Source organism: Pseudomonas sp. BE134, from assembly GCF_031456105.1.
In the GTDB taxonomy this organism is placed as follows: domain Bacteria; phylum Pseudomonadota; class Gammaproteobacteria; order Pseudomonadales; family Pseudomonadaceae; genus Aquipseudomonas.
The window spans coordinates 1-20,492 of sequence record NZ_JAVDUA010000043.1; the positions used below are offsets into that span (position 1 = coordinate 1).

At 60.3% G+C, this 20,492-nt stretch carries 20 protein-coding genes and 1 riboswitch; of the genes, 13 read left to right on the forward strand and 7 right to left on the reverse strand.

Translation table 11 applies throughout. From position 1 onward, the window contains the following. Positions 1 to 212 precede the first annotated feature (212 nt). On the reverse strand, positions 213 to 1,079 hold the full coding sequence (locus J2Y56_RS26550) for a pirin family protein (protein WP_007945156.1): 867 nt from the start codon (positions 1,077 to 1,079) through the stop codon (positions 213 to 215). A 61-nt stretch (positions 1,080 to 1,140) separates the two neighbouring features. Next, positions 1,141 to 1,557 (reverse strand): OsmC family protein, encoded by a 417-nt coding sequence (locus tag J2Y56_RS26555; protein WP_007945157.1) that lies wholly within the window; start codon positions 1,555 to 1,557, stop codon positions 1,141 to 1,143. Between the two features lie 260 nt (positions 1,558 to 1,817). Between J2Y56_RS26555 and J2Y56_RS26560 the strand changes: the two genes are divergently transcribed. Beyond that, positions 1,818 to 3,194, forward strand: a complete 1,377-nt coding sequence (locus tag J2Y56_RS26560) for a cystathionine beta-synthase (protein ID WP_150778593.1) — start codon at positions 1,818 to 1,820, stop codon at positions 3,192 to 3,194. Then, positions 3,191 to 4,366, forward strand: coding sequence for a PLP-dependent aspartate aminotransferase family protein (locus tag J2Y56_RS26565; RefSeq protein WP_150778594.1), 1,176 nt, complete (start codon positions 3,191 to 3,193; stop codon positions 4,364 to 4,366). Before J2Y56_RS26560 ends, J2Y56_RS26565 begins: the two co-directional genes overlap by 4 nt. Before the next feature lie 64 nt (positions 4,367 to 4,430). Here J2Y56_RS26565 and J2Y56_RS26570 read toward each other — a convergent pair whose 3' ends face one another. The 3 genes from J2Y56_RS26570 to purM are packed head-to-tail and all read right to left on the reverse strand — an operon-like array spanning position 4,431 to position 6,861. Next, positions 4,431 to 5,144 (reverse strand): DUF3108 domain-containing protein, encoded by a 714-nt coding sequence (locus J2Y56_RS26570; protein WP_310353697.1) that lies wholly within the window; start codon positions 5,142 to 5,144, stop codon positions 4,431 to 4,433. Between the two features lie 8 nt (positions 5,145 to 5,152). Beyond that, positions 5,153 to 5,803, reverse strand: coding sequence for a phosphoribosylglycinamide formyltransferase (gene purN, locus J2Y56_RS26575; RefSeq protein WP_007945161.1), 651 nt, complete (start codon positions 5,801 to 5,803; stop codon positions 5,153 to 5,155). After that, a complete protein-coding gene (gene purM / locus J2Y56_RS26580) occupies positions 5,803 to 6,861 on the reverse strand; it encodes a phosphoribosylformylglycinamidine cyclo-ligase (protein WP_007945162.1) in 1,059 nt (352 codons plus the stop codon). The genes purN and purM overlap by 1 nt, the downstream gene beginning before the upstream one ends. A gap of 371 nt (positions 6,862 to 7,232) precedes the next feature. On the opposite strand from purM, the gene J2Y56_RS26585 reads away from it, so the two are divergent. From J2Y56_RS26585 to J2Y56_RS26605, 5 genes are all read left to right on the forward strand, one after another. Then, positions 7,233 to 8,306, forward strand: coding sequence for a DUF2066 domain-containing protein (locus tag J2Y56_RS26585; protein WP_310338992.1), 1,074 nt, complete (start codon positions 7,233 to 7,235; stop codon positions 8,304 to 8,306). Between the two features lie 38 nt (positions 8,307 to 8,344). Continuing rightward, the gene (locus tag J2Y56_RS26590) at positions 8,345 to 9,418 is read left to right on the forward strand and encodes an AI-2E family transporter (RefSeq protein WP_007945164.1); all 1,074 of its coding nucleotides are present in this window, start codon (positions 8,345 to 8,347) and stop codon (positions 9,416 to 9,418) included. Between the two features lie 228 nt (positions 9,419 to 9,646). Then, the gene (gene hda / locus J2Y56_RS26595) at positions 9,647 to 10,351 is read left to right on the forward strand and encodes a DnaA regulatory inactivator Hda (RefSeq protein WP_150778598.1); all 705 of its coding nucleotides are present in this window, start codon (positions 9,647 to 9,649) and stop codon (positions 10,349 to 10,351) included. Between the two features lie 226 nt (positions 10,352 to 10,577). Next, complete coding sequence (locus tag J2Y56_RS26600) at positions 10,578 to 11,204, forward strand: C40 family peptidase (RefSeq protein ID WP_007945166.1); 627 nt, start codon at positions 10,578 to 10,580, stop codon at positions 11,202 to 11,204. A 165-nt stretch (positions 11,205 to 11,369) separates the two neighbouring features. Then, entirely contained in the window at positions 11,370 to 11,903 is a 534-nt protein-coding gene (locus tag J2Y56_RS26605; protein WP_007945167.1) for a C40 family peptidase, read from the forward strand. A gap of 123 nt (positions 11,904 to 12,026) precedes the next feature. Here the strand turns inward: J2Y56_RS26605 and J2Y56_RS26610 are convergent, their stop codons facing one another. Together J2Y56_RS26610 and J2Y56_RS26615 are read right to left on the reverse strand one after the other, a co-directional pair. Continuing rightward, positions 12,027 to 13,340 carry a sorbosone dehydrogenase family protein gene (locus J2Y56_RS26610; protein WP_310353703.1) on the reverse strand — a complete coding sequence of 438 codons (1,314 nt, stop codon included), beginning with the start codon at positions 13,338 to 13,340 and terminating at the stop codon, positions 12,027 to 12,029. A 67-nt stretch (positions 13,341 to 13,407) separates the two neighbouring features. After that, positions 13,408 to 13,992: a hypothetical protein gene (locus tag J2Y56_RS26615; protein WP_310353705.1), complete on the reverse strand. Its 585-nt coding sequence runs from the start codon at positions 13,990 to 13,992 to the stop codon at positions 13,408 to 13,410. A 157-nt stretch (positions 13,993 to 14,149) separates the two neighbouring features. Further along, positions 14,150 to 14,385, forward strand: a riboswitch (cobalamin riboswitch). Positions 14,386 to 14,465: 80 nt separating this feature from the next. Between J2Y56_RS26615 and cobO the strand changes: the two genes are divergently transcribed. From cobO to J2Y56_RS26645, 6 genes are read left to right on the forward strand one after another with little or no spacing between them, the layout of a single operon-like run. Then, a complete protein-coding gene (gene cobO, locus J2Y56_RS26620) occupies positions 14,466 to 15,077 on the forward strand; it encodes a cob(I)yrinic acid a,c-diamide adenosyltransferase (protein WP_310353706.1) in 612 nt (203 codons plus the stop codon). Next, positions 15,074 to 16,456, forward strand: a complete 1,383-nt coding sequence (locus J2Y56_RS26625) for a cobyrinate a,c-diamide synthase (protein WP_310353707.1) — start codon at positions 15,074 to 15,076, stop codon at positions 16,454 to 16,456. Before cobO ends, J2Y56_RS26625 begins: the two co-directional genes overlap by 4 nt. Beyond that, on the forward strand, positions 16,453 to 17,103 hold the full coding sequence (gene bluB / locus J2Y56_RS26630) for a 5,6-dimethylbenzimidazole synthase (RefSeq protein WP_310353709.1): 651 nt from the start codon (positions 16,453 to 16,455) through the stop codon (positions 17,101 to 17,103). Before J2Y56_RS26625 ends, bluB begins: the two co-directional genes overlap by 4 nt. Beyond that, positions 17,100 to 18,008: an adenosylcobinamide-phosphate synthase CbiB gene (cbiB, locus tag J2Y56_RS26635; RefSeq protein ID WP_310353711.1), complete on the forward strand. Its 909-nt coding sequence runs from the start codon at positions 17,100 to 17,102 to the stop codon at positions 18,006 to 18,008. Before bluB ends, cbiB begins: the two co-directional genes overlap by 4 nt. Then, the gene (cobD, locus tag J2Y56_RS26640; RefSeq protein ID WP_310353716.1) at positions 18,001 to 18,993 is read left to right on the forward strand and encodes a threonine-phosphate decarboxylase CobD; all 993 of its coding nucleotides are present in this window, start codon (positions 18,001 to 18,003) and stop codon (positions 18,991 to 18,993) included. Before cbiB ends, cobD begins: the two co-directional genes overlap by 8 nt. Further along, positions 18,990 to 20,441 (forward strand): cobyric acid synthase, encoded by a 1,452-nt coding sequence (locus tag J2Y56_RS26645; RefSeq protein ID WP_310353718.1) that lies wholly within the window; start codon positions 18,990 to 18,992, stop codon positions 20,439 to 20,441. Before cobD ends, J2Y56_RS26645 begins: the two co-directional genes overlap by 4 nt. Positions 20,442 to 20,492: the final 51 nt, after the last annotated feature.

Below are 20,492 nucleotides of genomic sequence, written 5' to 3' on the forward strand. Positions count from 1 at the left end.
TTACCTGCACAAAAGCAAACGCCCCGAACAAGTCGGGGCGTTTGCTTGGATCGCCTTCAGCGTGTTTTCACACAGTCTGTTCGGCGGGTTTTTTTGTTCTGGCTGATCGTTCCCACGCTCCGCGTGGGAATGCCTCTAGGGACGCTCCGCGTCCAGTGACGCGGAGCGTCACGGGCTGCATTCCCACGCGGAGCGTGGGAACGATCAGGCGTTCACCGAAGAGGCAGTTCGATCCGTTCACTTTCCCCCGGCACCGTCGGCCAATCCCCGGCCGCCCAGCGCCGCCGTGCTTCATCGATGGCCGCCGGATCGCTCGAGACAAAATTCCAATTGATCCTCCTGGGGCCGTCCATTGGCGCGCCACCAAACAACACGGCATGACAGTCGCTCTCGGCAAACAGTGTCATCGCTTCCCCCGCCGGCAACACCACCAGCGAATTCAGTTCCAGTGCTTCGCCATCCAGCTGCGCCTCGCCGCTCAAGACATACAACGCTCGCTCTTCATGCTCGGTGGGAATCAGCAGCGTGGTCGCCGTTTGCAGGTTTAATTCCGCGTACAACGTAGGAGAGAGCACCGGGACTGGGGATTCCAGACAAAAGCCTGACCCGGCAATCATCCGGATCTTTACCCCAAGGTTATCGCTGACCGGCAAGGTGGCGGCCGGATGATGGCTGTAGTGCCCCGGGCCTTGTTCATGCTCTTTGGGCGATGCCAGCCAGATCTGCAGGCCGTGCATTGTGAAACCGCTGCTCTTCAACGCCTCGGGGGTGCGTTCGACGTGGGCAATCGCGCTGCCGGCGGTCATCCAGCTCACATCACCGGCATCGACCACTTGATCGGAACCGAGGCTGTCCTTGTGCTGGATTTGCCCTTCAAACAGATAGGTGAGGGTCGACAGGCCGATATGCGGATGCTGGCGGATGTTCATGCCTTTTCCCGCGGGATACCGGGTTTGCAGCATGTGGTCGAAAAACACGAAAGGCCCGACGCTGCGGCACTTGGCTGACGGCAGCGGGCGAAGAATCGGCTGGCCTTCGACATCTTCGATGCGGGGGCGGATCACGAGCGGAGAGTTCATGCTGCATTCCAGGCTGAGCGGGTGATGCGTGGAGCATAACCCGCTTGCGCAGCCGTTGCCGCTACTGGCTGAACGCACCTTCGGAGAGGTGGGTTTCGATGCTGACATCGGTGGTGGTCATCAGCTTGTGGACAGGGCAACGGTCGGCCACGCGGTGCAATTCATCGCGCTGAGCGTCGGTGAGCACGCCCTTGAGGGTCAGCTTGACGTGCAGGGCGTATTTGCCTTTCTGTTCTTCGCTGTTGTCGCGTTTGACCTCGACCGTGACACCGGTCAGCGGGATGTCCTTCTTCCTGGCATACATCTTCAGGGTCAAGGCTTTGCACGCCCCCAAGGCCGCATCGAAGTAATCGTGGGGTTCTGGCGCCGAGCCTTCACCGCCTGACGAGGTCGGCACGTCGGCAAACAGTTCGTGGTCGTCGATCTGAACACTGTGGCGAAAACCTTCGGCGGAAACGGTATTGACGGTAACGGTCATGGAAAGCCTCCCAGGCTGGAAAAATCGTTCGGTCAAAAAGACCTTGAAGTTATAGAGCATTCCTCAATCGGAGCGTTCCACTTTCTTGCGGGTGCGTGCCTGTTCGCTGACTGAATACCCGGCGACCGGCTAGCCGCGCACGGTTGCGAATGACGCTATCGCGGCCTATGGTCCAAGCGAGGTAATGCTTGCGAGCGTCACACAATGACGCGCCGCAGGTTGGTGTCCATCCAGTGCGAAAACCATAGCAAGGTGAAGACATGCCCAACGAATCCCGCCCTGCCGTCCTTGAATTGATTGGTAACACGCCGCTGGTGCGTGTCAGTCGCTTCGATACCGGCCCCTGTACGCTGTTCCTCAAACTCGAATCACAAAACCCCGGCGGATCGATCAAGGATCGCATCGGTCTGGCGATGATCGACGCCGCCGAGCGCGATGGTCGCCTGCAACCCGGAGGCACCATCGTCGAGGCCACTGCCGGCAACACTGGCCTGGGTCTGGCCCTTGTCGGTCGTGCCAAGGGGTATCGAGTGGTGTTGGTGGTGCCCGACAAGATGTCCACCGAGAAAGTCTTGCACCTCAAGGCAATGGGCGCCGAGGTGCACATAACCCGCTCCGATGTCGGCAAGGGCCATCCCGAGTACTACCAGGATGTGGCCGCGCGGCTGGCAAAGGAAATTCCCGACGCCTTCTTTGCCGATCAATTCAACAACCCGGCCAACCCCCTGGCCCACGAATGCAGCACCGCTCCAGAGATCTGGGCGCAAACCCAGCATGATGTGGATGCCATCGTCGTCGGCGTCGGCTCGGCCGGCACGCTGACCGGCCTGACCCGTTTCTTTAACCGCGTGCAGCCGGACCTGGTCATGGTGTTGGCCGACCCGGTCGGCTCGGTGATGGCCGAATACAGCCGCAGCGGCACCCTCGGTACCCCCGGTTCCTGGGCGGTGGAAGGCATCGGCGAAGATTTCATTCCCTCGATTGCCGACCTGTCCAGCGTGCGCCACGCGTATTCGATCAGCGACGAAGAAAGCTTCGATCATGCCCGCCAACTGTTGCGCGCCGAAGGCATTCTCGGTGGCTCGTCGACTGGCACATTGCTGGCGGCGGCGCTGCGTTATTGCCGAGAGCAAACCGAGCCGAAACGGGTCGTGAGTTTCGTCTGCGACACCGGTACACGCTACCTGTCGAAGGTCTACAACGATCAGTGGATGAACGATCAAGGCCTGTTGCAGTACAAGCACTATGGCGACCTTCGCGACCTGATCTCGCGCCGTTTCGAGGATGGTCGAGTGATCAGCGTGGGCCCTGACGACACGCTGCTGACTGCTTTTCAGCGCATGCGTCTGGCGGACGTGTCACAACTGCCGGTGCTGGTGGATGGCCAGCGGCTGGTCGGTGTCATCGACGAGTCCGACATTCTGCTGGGAGTGCATCAGGACGCCTCGCACTTCCGTTTGACGGTGGCCAGCGCAATGACGGACAAGCTGCAAACCCTGCCTGCCGCTGCCAGTCTGGCGCAGCTGCAGGCGGAACTCGACCGTGGGCTGGTGGCGATCATTGCCGATGCATCGGGCTTTCACGGACTGATTACCCGCTTCGACTTACTCAATCATCTACGGAGATCCCTGACATGAGTCACGATAAAGAGGCTGCGCCGCATGGATTCGCCACGCGTGTGATCCATGCGGGGCAGGCGCCGGACCCTTCCACCGGGGCGCTGATGCCGCCGATTTACGCCAACTCTACTTATTTGCAGCAAAGCCCTGGTGTGCACAAGGGCCTCGACTACGGGCGCTCGCACAACCCGACGCGCTGGGCGCTGGAGCGCTGCGTGGCGGATCTCGAAGGGGGCACCCAGGCCTTTGCGTTCGCGTCCGGGCTGGCAGCGATTTCCACAGTGCTCGAATTGCTCGATGCCGATTCGCATATTGTTTCGGGCAATGATTTGTATGGCGGTACGTTTCGCCTGTTCGACAAGGTGCGGCGGCGCAGTGCCGGGCATCGTTTCAGCTTCGTCGATTTGACAGACCTTGCGGCCTTTGAAGCCGCGCTGCAGGACGACACGCGAATGGTCTGTGTCGAGACGCCGAGCAATCCGTTGTTGCGCCTCTCTGATCTCGCCGCCATCGCACGCATCTGCCGCCAGCGCGGGATCATTTGCGTGGCCGACAACACCTTCGCGAGTCCTTGGACCCAGCGCCCGCTGGAATTGGGCTTCGATGTCGTGGTGCATTCGACCACCAAGTATTTGAATGGTCACTCCGACGTGATCGGCGGCATCGCGGTGGTGGGGCAGAACGCGCAGCTGCGCGAGCGACTGGGCTTTCTGCAAAACGCTGTGGGCGCCATCGCCGGTCCATTCGACGCCTTTCTTACCCTGCGCGGCGTGAAAACCCTGGCACTGCGCATGGAGCGCCACTGCAGCAACGCCCTGGCGTTGGCGCAATGGCTGGAACAACAGCCGCAGGTGGCGCGCGTCTACTACCCGGGATTGCCATCACATCCGCAGCACGAACTGGCGCGACAGCAGATGCACGGTTTCGGCGGAATGATTTCACTTGATCTGAACAGTGACCTCGCAGGCACTAAACGCTTTCTGGAGAGCGTGCAACTCTTTGCGCTGGCGGAGAGCCTGGGCGGGGTGGAAAGCCTGATCGAGCACCCGGCGATCATGACCCACGCGACCATCCCCGCCGACACCCGTGCCCAACTTGGCATCGGCGATGCGCTGGTGCGATTGTCCGTGGGGGTCGAGGACGTCGAAGACCTGCGCGCTGATCTGGCGCAAGCGTTGGCGCGGATTTAAGTTCCAGCAGGCAAAAAAAATCCGGAATCCTTAGCGGATTCCGGATTTTCGTGTCGAGCCCGGTTTAGCTGCCTTTGACTGCTTTACCGTTGACCTTGCCGTCGAGGAGCATGATGTTGTACTCCTTGCCGTCGGTTTCAACTTGTTGCAGGCGCACCAGCAGGTAATCCCACTCCTTGGCGAACCACATGACGGTAATGCGCTTGTTTTGTGTCGGGTCGCGCACGCGTTCGACTTTGATCGCATCGATCTGGCCGGCCTTGGTGTCGACTTTTTCCGAACCCAGTACGCGGAAGTCATAGGTATCGACTTCGCCACCATCGATGACCTGATAGTTCATGCTCTTTTTGCCGGCGGCGACGTCTTCCTGCAGGGCCAGCTGATACGTGGACTTGTCGAGCATGCCACGGTTCAGTGGAACCTTGACCGGGTCGCCACGATCGGTGCCGGTGACCATTTTGGCGGCCCAGTCGAAATCCAGATCAACCTTTTTGGCTTTACCCAGTCCGCCACGCTCAAAGCGGTAGGACTGAGGCAGCAGGGTGTCCTTGTCCACGGTCAGGGTGCTTTCTTCCGTCAGGCTGGCGATCATCATCGATGCCTTGAAGCTGAGCTTCCAGACGCCGTTGGCTTCCTTGGTCAGGCTGCGTTCAGCCGTGCCGCTCATGGGGAGCTGTTTCCAGTCGGCGGTATAGCTGGCGGAGAAAGGTTGAAGTTCCGCAGCCTGTGCCAGAGGCAAGGCAAGCAGAGCGCAAGCGAAGAGCAGGGCGCGACGCATAATATCTCCTAGGTACGAATCAGGTGGCCGCTGGCCGCGAGTAGCTTTCCATCCAGTAAAGCACCTTGTTCGCCGAGTGAGAGTCGACCTTCGGCAAACCAGCGTACAGCCAACGGGTAGATCAGGTGTTCCTGGGCATGGACTCGCTGCGCCAGACTCTGCGGCGAATCCTGCAACTCTACTGGTATTACTGCTTGTACGACCAGTGGTCCGCCATCGAGTTCCTCGGTGACGAAGTGGACGGAGCAGCCGTGCTCAGTGTCGCCGGCCTCCAGCGCGCGCTGATGAGTGTGTAATCCTTTGTATTTGGGTAGCAGCGACGGATGGATGTTGAGCAGGCGACCCGCGTAATGGCGCACGAAGTCAGCGCTGAGAATGCGCATGAAGCCGGCCAGTACCACGAGTTTGGGGTTGAACGCGTCGATCAGTTCGATCAATGCGGCATCGAAGGCCTCGCGGCCTTCGAAAGCCTTGTGATCCAGGGCGCGGGTGTCGATACCCGCGTCCTTGGCGCGTTGCAGGCCATAAGCATCGGCGCGGTTGGAAATCACCGCAGCGATACGGACCGGGCTGTCGCCGGTCCGCGTGCTGTCGATCAAGGCCTGCAAGTTACTGCCGGTGCCGGAGAGCAGCACCACGACATCACAGGTCTTTGACATCAGTGAGCCTTGAGGTTCTTCAGTTCAACCTGAGCCGCGCCTTCGGCAGCGGTGGAGATCTGGCCGATGACCCAAGGCTGCTCGCCGGCTTCACGCAAAACGCTCAGCGCCGTTTCAACGTGCTCTTGAGCGACGCAGATGACCATGCCGACGCCGCAGTTCAGCACGCGGTGCATTTCGTTTTCGTCGACGTTGCCTTTCTCTTGCAGCCAGTCGAACACGGCAGGACGGGTCCAGCTCGCTACATCAACCACGGCTTGTGCGCCTTTTGGCAGCACGCGCGGGATGTTGTCCAGCAGGCCGCCACCGGTGATGTGGGCCATGGCTTTGACAGCGCCGGTTTCCTTGATCAGCTTGAGCAGCGGCTTCACGTAGATACGGGTCGGGGCCATCAGCAGGTCGGTCAGCGGTTTGCCGTCGAGCTGGATGTTTTCGATGTCGGCACCCGACACTTCGATGATCTTGCGGATCAGCGAGTAGCCGTTGGAGTGCGGGCCGGAAGACGGCAGGGCGAGCAGGGCGTCACCGGCAGCGACTTTCGAGCCGTCGATGATTTCGGATTTCTCCACGACGCCGACGCAGAAGCCAGCCAGGTCGTAGTCTTCGCCTTCGTACATGCCAGGCATTTCAGCGGTTTCGCCGCCGACCAGGGAGCAGCCGGACAGTTCGCAGCCTGCGCCGATGCCGGTCACGACTTGGGTCGCGGTTTCGACATTGAGTTTGCCGGTGGCGTAGTAGTCGAGGAAAAACAGTGGCTCGGCACCGCAGACCACCAGGTCGTTCACGCACATTGCGACGAGGTCGATGCCGATGCTGTCGTGCTTGTTCAGGTTCAGTGCCAGGCGCAGCTTGGTGCCAACGCCGTCAGTGCCGGAAACCAGCACGGGCTGCTTGTAGCCGGCCGGGATTTCGCAGAGGGCGCCGAAACCGCCCAGGCCGCCCATGACTTCCGGGCGCGCAGTGCGCTTGGCGACGCTCTTGATGCGTTCGACCAATGCTTCACCGGCGTCGATGTCTACACCGGCGTCCTTGTAGCTCAGGGAGGGTTGCTTGCTCATGATCCAGGCCTTTAGGGGGGATTCAGGGGTAACGACCGAGTCCAGCGGGGACGCCGAATTCAACGGGGGGCGATTGCCTCACGCGAAATTCGGGCTACCCGGCTGTTGCCGGTCTGCGAAGGCGCGCGATTTTATCAGGCTTGAGGGGCAGCGGCCATCCTCACGCCGACAGCAGGGGCATATCCCATTAAAAAAATTGATATTGAGCCTGTTGGTGGCCTGTATAAGGTATCGCGATTAACCGTCTATCGTTATGGCAGCGTCAAAAACTTATCGGGGTCGGGTGAATGTTTTGTGCGAGGCGATGGTCACAGCTTGCTCAATGCCTTCATGCGGTCAGTTCCAGCCGCTCTTGTCGTCAGGAATCTTCCATGCGTTTTCTTTCAAAACTCTTGTGTTTGAGCTGTTTTTCCCTTTTCAGCCTCGCCAGTCATGCCGAAAACGTAAAAGGTCTTTATCAAGTGCGCGAGCCTGTCACCAGTCAGGCGCCCGAAGAGCGTGATCAAGCGACCCAGCGTGCACTGGACACGCTGGTATTGCGTCTGACCGGCGATCCCAAGGCCGCGCAAAGTCCGGGTTTGGCGGCCCTGCGCAAGGATCCACAACAAATCATCAGTCAATACGGCTTCGAGGCGGGGCCGCCGGAAGTGTTGAAGGTCGATTTCGACCCGGCCTCCACCGAGCAGGCGCTGCGCCGTGCGGGGCTGTCGTTGTGGGGGGCGAATCGGCCGTCGATTCTTGGCTGGTGGTTGAATGACTCCACCGAAGGTTCGAGCCTGGTGGGCGATGGTCAGGCCAGCGCCGCGCCTCTGCGTCGAGCGGCGCAACACCGCGGCTTGCCATTGCGCTTGCCGCTGGCGGACCTGAGTGAGCAACTGGTGGCGACAGCGCCGACGCTGGAAGGCACGGATGCGACGCCTCTGCGCAATGCATCGGAGCGGTACAACGCAGACGCCTTGCTCGCGGTGCATGCCAAGGAAGAAGAGGGTGGTCAGTGGCAGGCCAAATGGAATTTGTGGATGGGCGACAAGAAAGAAGCGGGCAGCGTGCAAGGGGCGGATCAGGCCGCGGTGGCCGATGCGGTGATGCTGGCGGTCACCCAGCGACTGGCGCCACGGTTTGTCGTCAGGCCAGGTGCCTCGGGTGAACAATTGCTGGAAGTGCAGGGCATGAATCTGGAGCGTTATGCGTCGCTGGGGCGATTGCTCGACCCGTTTGGCGCGCGTCTGCAAAGTGTTAACGCTGATCGCATTCTTTATCGGGTTAGTGGCAGCGCTGAGCAACTGCGCTCGCAGTTGTCGCTGGCGAAGTTGCAAGAAGTACCGGCCGGTGAAGCTGCCGCGCCCGTAGCACCCGTAGCGCAGGTTCAGCCCGTGGTGCCGGGTTCGACGCCTGCTGTGGCGCCAGCCCCGGCCCCTACGCCGCAATTGCGCTTTCGCTGGTAAGGTTTTCTTTCTTTATATAGATGCATATGGAGTGGTACATGGCCGATACGCGCCGTTGGTTCTGGTTGGGTGGGGTGGTTCTGCTCTGCGCGTTTGTCTGGCTGTTGCATCCGATTCTGACTCCCTTTCTGGTGGCGCTGTTGCTGGCCTATCTGTTCGATCCGCTGGTGGATCGACTGGAGAAGGTCGGGCTTTCAAGGACGTGGGGCGTGATAGCGGTGTTCGCGCTGTTCACCCTGATATTCACCACGCTGCTGCTGGTGTTGGTGCCGCTGCTGGCCAAGCAACTGTTTCGTTTGTATGAGCTGGCGCCGCAAATGCTCGACTGGCTGCAGCACACTGCGCTGCCGTGGGCGCAATCGAAGTTTGGGTTGTCGGAAGGCTTCTGGAAATTTGACCGGCTCAAGGCTGCGATCAGCGAGCACGTGACGCAGACCAGTGACATCGTAGGAGTTGTGTTGAGTCAGGCCACGGCGTCCGGTCTCGCGTTGATTGGCTGGTTGGCCAATCTGGTGTTGATCCCGGTGGTGAGTTTTTACCTGCTGCGGGACTGGGACCTGATGATGGGGAAGGTCCGAAGCCTGTTACCGCGTGATCGCGAAGAGCGCGCTGTCATGCTCGCTGCCGAATGCCACGAAGTGCTGGGGGCGTTCGTTCGCGGGCAATTGCTGGTGATGGTAGCGCTGGGGGTGATCTATTCTGCGGGCTTGATGCTGGTGGGGTTGGAGTTGGGGCTGCTGATCGGTGTTATCGCCGGGCTGGCCGCAATCGTGCCGTACATGGGCTTTGTCGTCGGGATTGGCGCGGCGTTGATTGCCGGACTGTTCCAGTTCGGTGGCGACCTCTATCCCATGTTGGGCATCGTCGCGGTGTTCATGGTCGGGCAGGCGCTCGAAGGCATGGTACTGACACCCATGTTGGTAGGGGACCGGATCGGTCTGCACCCGGTGGCAGTGATTTTTGCCGTTCTGGCGGGCGGCGAGCTGTTCGGTTTCACAGGGGTGTTGCTGGCGTTGCCGGTGGCGGCGGTGATCATGGTGCTGGTGCGCCATGTAAATGATTTATACAAAGATTCTGATATGTACAGCGGTGCAGAAGAGCCGAAGCAGTAAGGTCGGTTGAAAGGCCGTCACGGCCAACCCCGATCTCGCCGGGTTGGCCTGCATCCTCGCGTGGCTGTCACATGCACCGCCAACAAAACTGTCATGAAACCAGAGCGTTAACGCAAACCTTTGATTTTGCTTATGGTCTGTCGCATTGTGCGACCAGCGTCACGGGTATAAACTTCGCAAACTTTACACAGAGGCCACTAACGGTTCCTTTGGAACTGTTCAGTCAGCATGAAACCGATTCAGCTGCCCCTAGGTGTGCGTCTGCGAGATGACGCTACCTTTATCAATTACTACCCAGGCGCCAATGCCGCAGCACTCGGCTATGTCGAGCGACTCTGCGAAGCCGACGCCGGGTGGACCGAAAGCCTGATTTATCTCTGGGGCAAAGACGGGGTAGGGCGTACGCATCTGTTGCAGGCGGCCTGCCTGCGCTTCGAGCAGTTGGGGGAGCCGGCGGTGTACTTGCCATTGGCCGAGCTGCTTGATCGTGGCATCACTATTCTCGATAACCTCGAACAATACGAACTGGTCTGTCTGGATGATTTGCAGGCGGTGGCCGGTCGGGCGGACTGGGAAGAGGCGCTATTCCATCTGTTCAATCGTCTGCGAGACAGCGGTCGTCGTCTGCTGATCGCCGCATCGACCTCGCCGCGTGAATTGCCGGTGAAGCTGGCGGACTTGAAGTCGCGTTTGACCCTGGCACTGATTTTCCAGATGCGCCCGCTTTCCGATGAAGACAAATTGCGTGCTTTGCAATTGCGTGCATCGCGTCGCGGTTTGCACCTGACCGATGAAGTCGGGCATTTTATTTTGACCCGCGGAACTCGCAGCATGAGTGCGCTGTTCGAGTTGCTTGAGCGTCTCGATCAGGCCTCTCTTCAAGCTCAGCGCAAGCTGACCATTCCCTTCCTGAAAGAAACCCTGGGCTGGTAACAGAGGCTCGGTAAACCAAAGCCTGGCAGGGGTTTTGGCATATTTCAGGCGTCAGGAATCCGCTTTCCTACAGGGCTGCAGGCTGCGCGAGCGTCTAAAACGGGCTTAAGCGCTTAGATGTAAACGAGAAACCGATAAGTCACATAAAGTTCGATTGAATTTGCAAATGAGGATGATTGTGGGCATAGTCTCGGCTTCTTTATAACTAACAGCCACGGTCGTGCCCATGCTAAAGCGCTTCGCACCCCTCGTGCCTCTCGCACTCGTCACCCTGTTGATCGGTTGCGCTGCTCACTCTCCAGTGTCCCAGCAAGAGCAACAACAGCAGGTTAAAAATTCGGTCACTGCACAATCTACTTCCGTTCTTTTTCAGGAAGATCTGGCCACCGATAAAGAACTGGCCGACTTCGCCGACGGCAAGTCGTACAAGCTTCCGGGGCTGGCCGACAGCATTCTCGAACGTGGCATGTCCCTGATCGGTACCCGTTACCGTTTCGGCGGTACCTCTGAAGCCGGTTTCGATTGCAGCGGCTTCATCGGTTATCTGTTCCGTGAAGAAGCGGGCATGAACCTGCCACGCTCCACTCGCGAAATGATCAACGTAGACGCACCGCTGGTAGCTCGCAGCGCGCTGAAGCCAGGTGATCTGCTGTTCTTCGCCACCAATGGCCGTCGCGGCCGCGTCAGTCACGCCGGGATCTACCTCGGTGACAACCAGTTCATCCACTCCAGCAGCCGCAAAAGCGGTGGTGTTCGGGTCGATAGCCTGGGCGACAGCTACTGGAACAAGACCTTCATCGAAGCCAAACGCGCTCTCGCGATGGCCCCGACCGTGGTCACCGCTCGCAAGTAAACGTACAAGTTGCAAGGTTAAGTTAAAGTCTTACTTGAAGTTTGCCGCATAGCCGCTAGAATTCTGATCTATTAATGATGGCAAACCGCCTGCGCCCCGCGCAGGCGGTTTTCTTTTCTGCATTCCCGGCAGAAAAAGCCGCAGCCAGATCAGGATGTTCTGCTTATGACGATGTCGGCCCGCCTCGCACTCCTGTTCTTCGCAGCGCTGCTCAGCGCCTGCGCCAGCCGCCCCCCGCCAGCCCCGGTGGTTCGCGCGCCCATTATCTTCGGTAACCCGCAGTCCTTTTCCCCCGAGGCAGAAGATGTGCTGTTCCGCGCGCTCGGCCTGGTGGGGACGCCGTATCGGTGGGGTGGCAACACGCCGGATTCGGGCTTCGATTGCAGCGGGTTGATCGGCTACGTCTACCGTGATGTTGCCGGCATTTCCCTGCCGCGTACAACGCGCGAGATGATCAGCATGCAAGCCGCCAATGTGGGCAAGGAAGGCCTGCAAACCGGTGACCTGATTTTCTTCGCCACCAATGGCGGCTCTCAGGTCAGCCATGCGGGGATTTACGTCGGTGAAGGTCGCTTCGTGCATGCGCCCGCGACGGGCGGCACGGTGAAGCTCGACAGCCTGTCCAAAGCCTATTGGCAGAGGGCATACCTAAGCGCCAAGCGCGTTCTGCGCTCCGAGCATCTCGCACGCAATCCTTAGTAAGGCGCCGAATCCTGCAGGAGTGAGACCGGCTTGCCGGCGTTAGCGTTGGATCTGCGACATCAATGTTGACTGACAAACCGCCATCGCCGGCAAGCCGGTCTCGCTCCCACAAGAGGGCAATTATTTGGCTGCGGACACGCGCCACACCTTGTTCCCCACATCATCCGCCACCAGCAAGCCACCCTGCTGATCGATCACCACGCCCACCGGCCGGCCCCTGGCCTCTTCGTCTTCGTTGAGAAAACCCGTCAGTACATCCACTGGTTGCCCGTTCGGTTTGCCGCCCGTAAACGGCACGAAAATGACTTTGTAGCCACTGTGCGGTTTACGGTTCCACGAGCCGTGCTGGCCGATGAAAGCGCCTTCCTTGAATTGCGCAGGCAAGGTGTTGCCTTCAGCGAACGTCAGGCCCAGTGATGCCGTGTGCGGACCCACTGCGTAGTCAGGCTTGATGGCCTTGGCCACCAGGTCCGGATTTTGCGGCTCGACGCGAATGTCGACGTGTTGACCGTAGTAGCTGAATGGCCAGCCATAGAACCCGCCATCCTTGACCGAGGTGATGTAATCCGGGACCAGGTCGCTGCCGATTTCGTCCCGCTCGTTGACCGCCGTCCACAACGCACCACTGCGGGGCTCCCAGGCCAAGCCGTTGGGATTGCGAATCCCCGAAGCGAATATCCGGTGATTGCCGGTGGCGCGGTCCACTTCCCAGATCGCCGCGCGGCCTTCTTCCTGGTCCATTCCGTTTTCACCGACGTTGCTGTTGGATCCGACTGTGACGTACAGCTTGCTGCCGTCCTTGCTGGCGATGACGTTTTTGGTCCAGTGATGATTCAGCGTGCCCCCCGGCAGATCAATTACTTTGATCGGCGGCGACTTGATCGCCGTGGCACCGCTTTCATAGTGGAAACGCAACAAGCGGTCAGTGTCGGCCACGTACAGGTCATTGCCGACCAGCGTCATGCCAAAGGGTGAATTGAGGTTTTCCAGAAATACCGTACGGGTTTCAGCGATGCCGTCGTGGTTCGTGTCACGCAGCAATGTGATGCGGTTAGGGCTGGGGACTGCGGCACCGGCGCGGCCCATGGCTTTACCCATGACCCAGCCCCGAATGCCTTTGCCGTCATCGGGTTTGGGTGGTGCACTGGTTTCGGCCACCAGCACGTCGCCGTTGGGCAGCACATAGAGCCAGCGCGGGTGATCGAGGCCTTCAGCAAAGGCCGCCACTTGTGTCCCAGCGGCAGCGGTGGGTTTCGCACCGTCCGGCCAGCCGATCGCCGGGGCGATGTTCACCGTCGGGATCAGGGTTTTATTCGGTTCGGGCAACTTGGGTGACGGGCCGGTGCCGTCGGAGACTTGCAGGCGGGAGGTTTCACCACAGGCGGCGAGCCCTCCGGCGAGCACAATGGCGATAACGAGCGGGGACTTGCGCATGCGGGTCTTCCCTATGAATGCAGTGTCTTATTCATAGAGAAGAATAGTGGCGCGATGGTTCAACCACTTAGCCGCGAGCTTCCTTGAACAAGACGGCGATGCCTGGGTGATAGTTACCGGCTTCGTTACGCAACTTGCGGTAGGCGTAAGGGAAATACCAGGCTACCGCACAGCAGTGCTCCTTTTGCAGGTCGTCGACCATGTCCTGGAGTTCTTCCGGGGTCGCACTCTGCTGGGCTTTTTGCGGGGCAACAAACAGGCAGCCAAGTTTCAGGTCGCTGGCGTAGCTGATGCGCTTGGCCTCGCCGGTGATGTCTTGCAACGCCTGCGTCAGGTTCAGGCGGTTGACCTTGGGCCAGCGTTGAGTGGCCTGAAGGTAGGCGCGTTCTTCGGCGGTCGCGATAAACAGGTCGGCGCGGGCGTTGCGCTCGTCTTCTTCAATCTGTTTGCGCGTGGGAGTGTTTTGCAGTGTGACCATTTCCGCCATGTACGCCGCGGTAGAGAGCAAGCCAAGGTTGGCCTTTTCGTCATGCCAGTAGGGCGCTTCGTTATCGCCGCGAATCGAATTGTAGCGGTCGACACAGTCAAACCAGCGTTCCAGCACCGGTCGCAGGAATTCCAGCTTCGGATTGCTGATAATCATGCCTTGCATGTTGCTCACCCTTGTAATTGTGTAGTTGTTGGGTTGTGGCTCTTTGATATCACTGCTGGCCGTGCGCTGCAAGATTGGCGTCAGTAAATTGATCGGCGGCAGTATATCGCTAGCCGCGGCTTTGTCTTCATTTGACGCTCCACCCCCAACCCTCTAACCTTCGCGGCTTGTTTCAGGTGCTCTGTGGCAGTGGCCGACAGAGTGAAACAGGGAAGCCGGTGAGTGGCTATCGTCAAATGACGAATCCTCACGATCCCGGCGCTGCCCCCGCAACGGTAAATGAGTGAAGACTGCGCCTTGAGCCACTGTGTCGAGAAATGACATGGGAAGGCGCGCAGTCTGGCCGAACGCCGCTCATGAGCCCGGAGACCGGCCTGATTCATCCAGCGGCATCACGGTGGGCGATGCCAGGCTTCTTGCCGTCTATTCTTGTGCCTGCCCGCCGTTATCCAGCCTCAACGGAGAGCTCCCCCATGACCGATACCCCTGATCGTGACGAACGTCATTTGGCGCGCATGCAGCGCAAAAAAGCCGTGATCGACGAACGCATCGCCAATTCCCCGAATGAATGCGGCTTGCTGCTGGTGCTGACCGGAAACGGCAAAGGCAAAAGCAGTTCGGCGTTCGGCATGCTCGCCCGGTCCATGGGCCACGGCATGCAGTGCGGTGTGGTGCAATTCATCAAGGGCCGCAACAGCACCGGCGAAGAACTGTTTTTCCGTCGCTTCCCGGAGCAAGTGCGTTTCCATGTCATGGGCGAGGGTTTTACTTGGGAAACCCAGGACCGCCAGCGTGACATCGCCGCCGCCGAAGCCGCCTGGGCAGTGTCCCGTGAATTACTCATTGACCCGTCCATCGGTCTGGTGGTGCTGGATGAGTTGAACATCGCCCTCAAGCATGGCTACCTCGATCTCGATCAGGTGCTCAGTGATTTGCAGGCGCGTCCGCCCATGCAGCACGTTGTAGTGACCGGTCGCGGCGCCAAGCCGGAAATGATCGAATTGGCCGACACCGTCACTGAAATGGGCGTGATCAAGCACGCGTTCCAGGCCGGGATCAAAGCGCAAAAAGGCGTCGAGCTGTGAATCAACCACGTCATTGCCCGGCGGTACTGATTGCCGCGCCGGCTTCCGGTCAGGGCAAGACCACCGTCACCGCCGCGCTGGCCCGTTTGCATCGCAATCAGGGGCGCAAGGTGCGTGTGTTCAAATGCGGGCCGGACTTTCTCGACCCGATGATTCTCGAGCGTGCCAGCGGTGCGCCGGTGTATCAGTTGGATATGTGGATGGTCGGCGAGCAGGAAAGTCGCCGACTGTTGTGGGAAGCGGCCGCTGATGCGGACCTGATCCTCATCGAAGGTGTCATGGGGCTGTTCGACGGCACGCCGTCCAGCGCCGACCTGGCGCGGCACTTTGGCGTGCCGGTGCTTGCGGTGATTGACGGCACCGCCATGGCCCAGACCTTTGGTGCATTGGCGTTGGGCTTGGCGAAGTATCAGCCGGACTTGCCGTTTGCCGGCGTGTTGGCCAACCGTGTGGGCACCTTGCGGCACGCGCAATTGCTCGAAGGCAGTTTGACCGAAGGTTTGCGCTGGTACGGTGCTTTGTCGCGGGAAACCGGGATCGAATTGCCGAGTCGGCATTTAGGACTGGTCCAGGCCAGTGAGTTGAATGATCTCGATCTGCGTCTTGATGCGGCAGCCGATGCGTTGGCCGGCAGTTGTGAAGTGGCATTGCCGCCGGCGGTAGAATTTGCAGCCCCGGATGTGATCGCTGCCGAACCGTTGCTCGGTGGTGTGCGAATTGCTGTGGCCCGTGATGAAGCGTTTGCGTTCACCTACGGCGCGAGCCTGGATTTGCTGCGAGCCATGGGCGCCGAGCTGTCGTTTTTTTCACCGATCCGTGACAGCGAATTACCGGCAGCCGACAGCCTTTATCTACCAGGCGGTTATCCGGAATTGCACCATGTGGCGCTGTCACAAAACACCTCGATGCTGAATGCGATTCGCGGACATCATGCGGCGGGCAAACCGCTGTTGGCTGAATGTGGCGGCATGTTGTATTTGCTCGATTCGTTGACTGATGTCGAGGGCACTCGCGCCGAACTGGCGGGTTTGCTCAAAGGCGATGCGGTGATGCAAAAGCGTCTGGCGGCGTTGGCCCTGCAAGCGGTCGAACTGCCGGAAGGTGCGTTGCGCGGGCACACGTATCACCATTCGCTGACCAGTACCGAACTTGAACCGATTGCGCGGGGCCTGAGCCCGAATGGCGGGCGGGGGGCGGAGGCGGTTTATCGTGAGGGGCGGATGACGGCTTCCTATGTGCACTTTTATTTTCCGTCCAATCCCGCCGCTGTAGCCGCGTTGTTTGTGCCTGACCTTGAGGCCGCCATCGCGAGCAGGCTCGCTCCCACAATGGATCATCTAACCTCTGTGGGAGCGAGCTTGCTCGCGAAGAGGCCATGAGCGACAACGCTTTCTCCGAAGCCGAACGCGCGGCAGTCTATCGAGCCATCGCCGAACGCCGCGACATGCGTCATTTCAGCGGCGGTACCGTCGAGCCCGAATTATTGCGGCGCCTGCTCGAAGCCGCGCATCAAGCGCCGAGTGTCGGCCTGATGCAGCCCTGGCGCTTCATCCGCATCAGTGATCGAGTCCTGCGCGGCAAGATCCAGTCGCTGGTTGAAGAAGAACGCATCCGCACCGCTGAAGCGCTCGGCGAGCGCACCGACGAATTCATGAAGCTCAAGGTCGAAGGCATCAACGACTGCGCCGAGGTGTTGGTTGCCGCACTGATGGACGATCGCGAGCGCCACATCTTCGGCAGGCGCACCTTGCCGGAGATGGACATGGCTTCGTTGTCCTGTGCGATCCAGAACCTCTGGCTGGCCTCGCGCGTCGAAGGGCTGGGCATGGGCTGGGTTTCGCTGTTCGAGCCGCAAGCGTTGGCGGACCTGCTGGGTTTACCACTCGGGGCCAAGCCGTTGGCGATTCTTTGCCTGGGGCCGGTCAAGGCATTCTATCCAGCACCGATGCTGGTACTCGAAGGCTGGGCGCAAGCGCGTCCGCTCAGTGAGTTGCTGTATGAAAATTATTGGGGAGTGAGTCAATGAGTGTGGCGTTATTGAGTGTCGCCGCAGTTGCGCTGGACGCGCTGCTGGGTGAGCCCAAACGCTGGCATCCGCTGGTGGCGTTCGGCCGTTTTGCCGAGCGCATCGAGCAACGTTTCAACGGCGGTGGTCGCGGCTGGCGCAGCCATGGCGTTACCGCGTGGGTTCTTACAGTGCTGCCGCTGACCTTGCTTGCCACGGCATTGTCCTGGGCGCCTTATGTGGGCTGGGTCGTCGAGATTCTCGCGCTGTACTGCGCCCTCGGCATGCGCAGCCTCGGTGAGCACGTCGAGCCGGTGGCCAAGGCGCTGCGCAGTGATGATCTGGAAGAAGCGCGCACGCGTGTGGGCTATCTGGTCAGTCGCCAGACCAGTGAACTGGATAAAACCGAAGTCGCCCGTGCGGCCACCGAATCAGTGCTGGAGAACGGCAGCGATGCGGTGTTTGCCGCGCTGTTCTGGTTTGCCGTGGCGGGGGCGCCCGGTGTGGTGCTCTACCGATTGAGCAACACACTGGATGCGATGTGGGGTTATCGCAACGAACGCTTCGAACGATTCGGCTGGGCGGCGGCGAAAATCGACGACGTCCTGAACTACATTCCCGCACGCTTGGTGGCGTTGACCTACGCGCTGCTGGGAAAAACCCGTCTGGCGTTGAAATGCTGGCGCACCCAAGGCCCCACCTGGGACAGCCCGAATGCCGGCCCGGTGATGGCGGCGGGCGCAGGTGCATTGGGCGTCGAGTTGGGCGGGGCGGCGATTTATCACGGTGAATTGCATCAACGTCCACAACTGGGCGAAGGCGTGCCGGCGGATGCCGATTCCATTGACCGTGGCTGGCAATTGGTTCAACGCGGGGTATGGTTATGGTTGCTGATTCTCTGCGTGGGAGCTGAAATCTATGCTTGAGCACGGTGGCCGATTGCGCAAGGCGGCGCGCGAATATGGTATCGCCGAAGCCGATTGGCTCGACTTGTCCAGCGGCTTGGCGCCCTGGCCATTTCCGGTTCCGGACATCCCGCTCCGTGCCTGGGCACGCTTGCCGGAAACCGGAGACGGCCTGGAGCAGGCGGCCTGCGACTATTACAGCGCGGCTCAAGTGCTGCCGGTGGCCGGATCGCAAATGGCCATCCAGCTACTCCCGCGTTTACGGCGTGCCGGCAAGGTCGGTGTGCTGTCGCCGTGCTACGCCGAACATGCCGAAGCCTGGCGACGCTGTGGCTACATCGTGCGCGAGGTGCTGGAACAGGAAGTCGACTTCTTTATCGACAGCCTCGACGTGCTAGTGGTGGTCAACCCGAACAACCCGACCGGCCTGAGCCTGACCCCGAATCGTCTGCTCGACTGGCACACCCGACTGGCCTCGCGTGGTGGCTGGCTGGTGGTGGACGAGGCGTTCATGGACAACACGCCGCAATTGAGTGTGGCGCCGTTTACCCATCTGGTCGGCTTGATCGTATTGCGTTCGTTCGGCAAGTTTTTCGGTTTGGCCGGTGTGCGGTTGGGTTTTGTGCTCGCCGAGCGCAAGCTGCTCAACTTGCTTGCCGAGCAAGTCGGGCCGTGGGCGGTCAGCGGGCCGACCCGTGTGATTGGCCAGGCCTGTCTGCTGGACACCGAGGGTCACGCCCGCCAGCGCCAGCGCAGCGAAGAAGCCAGCGAGCGTCTGGCACGACTGCTTGAGCAGTTCGGTTTCAAGCCGCAGGGCGGATGCGCCTTGTTCCAATGGCTGATCACCGAGCAAGCGGAGCGATTGCATGTGTTCATGGCTCGGCAGGGTATTTTGCTGCGCTTGTTCCCACACAACAGCAGCCTTCGCTTTGGCTTGCCTGCCGACGAAGCGGACTGGACACGCTTGGCCCAAGCCTTTGAAACCTACACCAAGGAAGCCCAATGACCACGTTAATGGTGCAGGGCACCACGTCTGACGCCGGTAAAAGCACACTGGTGACGGCGCTGTGTCGTTGGGTGGTGCGCCAGGGCGTGCGCGTCGTGCCGTTCAAGCCGCAGAACATGGCGCTCAACAGCGCGGTAACCGCTGACGGTGGTGAAATCGGTCGGGCTCAAGCGGTGCAGGCCCAGGCCGCCAATCTTGAACCGCACACCGACATGAACCCGGTGCTGCTCAAACCCAACAGCGACACCGGCGCCCAGGTGATCATTCATGGTCGCGCGGTCACGACAATGAACGCCGTCGCCTATCACGACTACAAAACCATCGCCATGCAAGCGGTACTGGCCTCCCACGAGCGCTTGAGTGCGGCGTATCCGGTGGTGATGGTCGAAGGTGCGGGCTCGCCAGCCGAGATCAATCTGCGAGCCGGCGACATCGCCAACATGGGCTTTGCCGAATCGGTGGATTGCCCGGTGGTGCTGATTGCCGACATCAATCGCGGCGGTGTTTTCGCGCATCTGGTGGGCACGCTGGAGTTGCTGTCGCCGACCGAGCAGGCGCGCATCAAAGGCTTCATCATCAATCGTTTCCGCGGCGACATCGCCTTGCTGCAGCCCGGCCTCGACTGGCTCGAAGAGCGCACGGGAAAGCCAGTGATCGGTGTTTTGCCATACGTGATGGACCTGCACCTGGAAGCCGAAGACGGCATCGATCAGCGTCAGGCCGACAAGGCCGACCAGGTGCTGAAAGTGTTGGTGCCGGTGCTGCCGCGCATCAGCAACCACACCGACTTCGATCCGTTGCGCCTGCACCCGCAAGTCGATCTGCAATTCATCGGCCCCGGCCAGCCGATCCCGCCGGCCGACCTGATCATCCTGCCTGGCTCGAAAAGCGTGCGCAGCGACCTCGCGTATTTGCGCGCCAATGGCTGGGATTCGGCGATCAGTCGCCATCTGCGCTATGGCGGCAAAGTGCTGGGGATTTGCGGTGGTTTGCAAATGCTCGGTGAACAAGTGCATGACCCGTTGGGTCTGGAAGGCGCACCGGGTTCCAGTACGGGGCTGGGGTTGCTGGCGTTCGAAACGCAGCTCGAAGAAGAGAAGCAGTTGCGCAATGTGCGCGGTCGTCTGGCTCTGGAAGATGCCGCCGTCAGCGGCTATGAAATCCATGCGGGCGTGACCTCCGGGCCGGCACTGGAAAACGCCGCCGTGCAGCTGGACGATGGTCGCTGCGATGGTGCGCAAAGTGTGGATGGGCAGATATTCGGCACTTATCTGCATGGTCTGTTCGAGTCGCCGGCGGCGTGCAGTGCGCTGCTGCGCTGGGCGGGGTTGCAGGCGGTGCAGGAGGTTGATTACCACGCATTGCGCGAGCGCGATATCGAGCGGCTGGCGGATTTGGTGGAGCAGCATTTGGATACGCGGCTGTTGCGTCAGCTCTGCGGGATATAGGGTGGTTTTGCTGGCCTCTTCGCGAGCAAGCCCGCTCCCACATTTGATCGG

What these genes read in the sequence shown, in the direction of transcription:
- J2Y56_RS26550 (WP_007945156.1), bottom strand. Translation starts at nt 1,079, where the DNA reads ATGAACTCTCCGCTCGTGATCCGCCCCCGCATCGAAGATGTCGAAGGC.
- J2Y56_RS26555 (WP_007945157.1), bottom strand. Translation starts at nt 1,557, where the DNA reads ATGACCGTTACCGTCAATACCGTTTCCGCCGAAGGTTTTCGCCACAGT.
- J2Y56_RS26560 (WP_150778593.1), top strand. Translation starts at nt 1,818, where the DNA reads ATGCCCAACGAATCCCGCCCTGCCGTCCTTGAATTGATTGGTAACACG.
- J2Y56_RS26565 (WP_150778594.1), top strand. Translation starts at nt 3,191, where the DNA reads ATGAGTCACGATAAAGAGGCTGCGCCGCATGGATTCGCCACGCGTGTG.
- J2Y56_RS26570 (WP_310353697.1), bottom strand. Translation starts at nt 5,144, where the DNA reads ATGCGTCGCGCCCTGCTCTTCGCTTGCGCTCTGCTTGCCTTGCCTCTG.
- purN (WP_007945161.1), bottom strand. Translation starts at nt 5,803, where the DNA reads ATGTCAAAGACCTGTGATGTCGTGGTGCTGCTCTCCGGCACCGGCAGT.
- purM (WP_007945162.1), bottom strand. Translation starts at nt 6,861, where the DNA reads ATGAGCAAGCAACCCTCCCTGAGCTACAAGGACGCCGGTGTAGACATC.
- J2Y56_RS26585 (WP_310338992.1), top strand. Translation starts at nt 7,233, where the DNA reads ATGCGTTTTCTTTCAAAACTCTTGTGTTTGAGCTGTTTTTCCCTTTTC.
- J2Y56_RS26590 (WP_007945164.1), top strand. Translation starts at nt 8,345, where the DNA reads ATGGCCGATACGCGCCGTTGGTTCTGGTTGGGTGGGGTGGTTCTGCTC.
- hda (WP_150778598.1), top strand. Translation starts at nt 9,647, where the DNA reads ATGAAACCGATTCAGCTGCCCCTAGGTGTGCGTCTGCGAGATGACGCT.
- J2Y56_RS26600 (WP_007945166.1), top strand. Translation starts at nt 10,578, where the DNA reads ATGCTAAAGCGCTTCGCACCCCTCGTGCCTCTCGCACTCGTCACCCTG.
- J2Y56_RS26605 (WP_007945167.1), top strand. Translation starts at nt 11,370, where the DNA reads ATGACGATGTCGGCCCGCCTCGCACTCCTGTTCTTCGCAGCGCTGCTC.
- J2Y56_RS26610 (WP_310353703.1), bottom strand. Translation starts at nt 13,340, where the DNA reads ATGCGCAAGTCCCCGCTCGTTATCGCCATTGTGCTCGCCGGAGGGCTC.
- J2Y56_RS26615 (WP_310353705.1), bottom strand. Translation starts at nt 13,992, where the DNA reads ATGCAAGGCATGATTATCAGCAATCCGAAGCTGGAATTCCTGCGACCG.
- cobO (WP_310353706.1), top strand. Translation starts at nt 14,466, where the DNA reads ATGACCGATACCCCTGATCGTGACGAACGTCATTTGGCGCGCATGCAG.
- bluB (WP_310353709.1), top strand. Translation starts at nt 16,453, where the DNA reads ATGAGCGACAACGCTTTCTCCGAAGCCGAACGCGCGGCAGTCTATCGA.
- cbiB (WP_310353711.1), top strand. Translation starts at nt 17,100, where the DNA reads ATGAGTGTGGCGTTATTGAGTGTCGCCGCAGTTGCGCTGGACGCGCTG.
- cobD (WP_310353716.1), top strand. Translation starts at nt 18,001, where the DNA reads ATGCTTGAGCACGGTGGCCGATTGCGCAAGGCGGCGCGCGAATATGGT.
- J2Y56_RS26645 (WP_310353718.1), top strand. Translation starts at nt 18,990, where the DNA reads ATGACCACGTTAATGGTGCAGGGCACCACGTCTGACGCCGGTAAAAGC.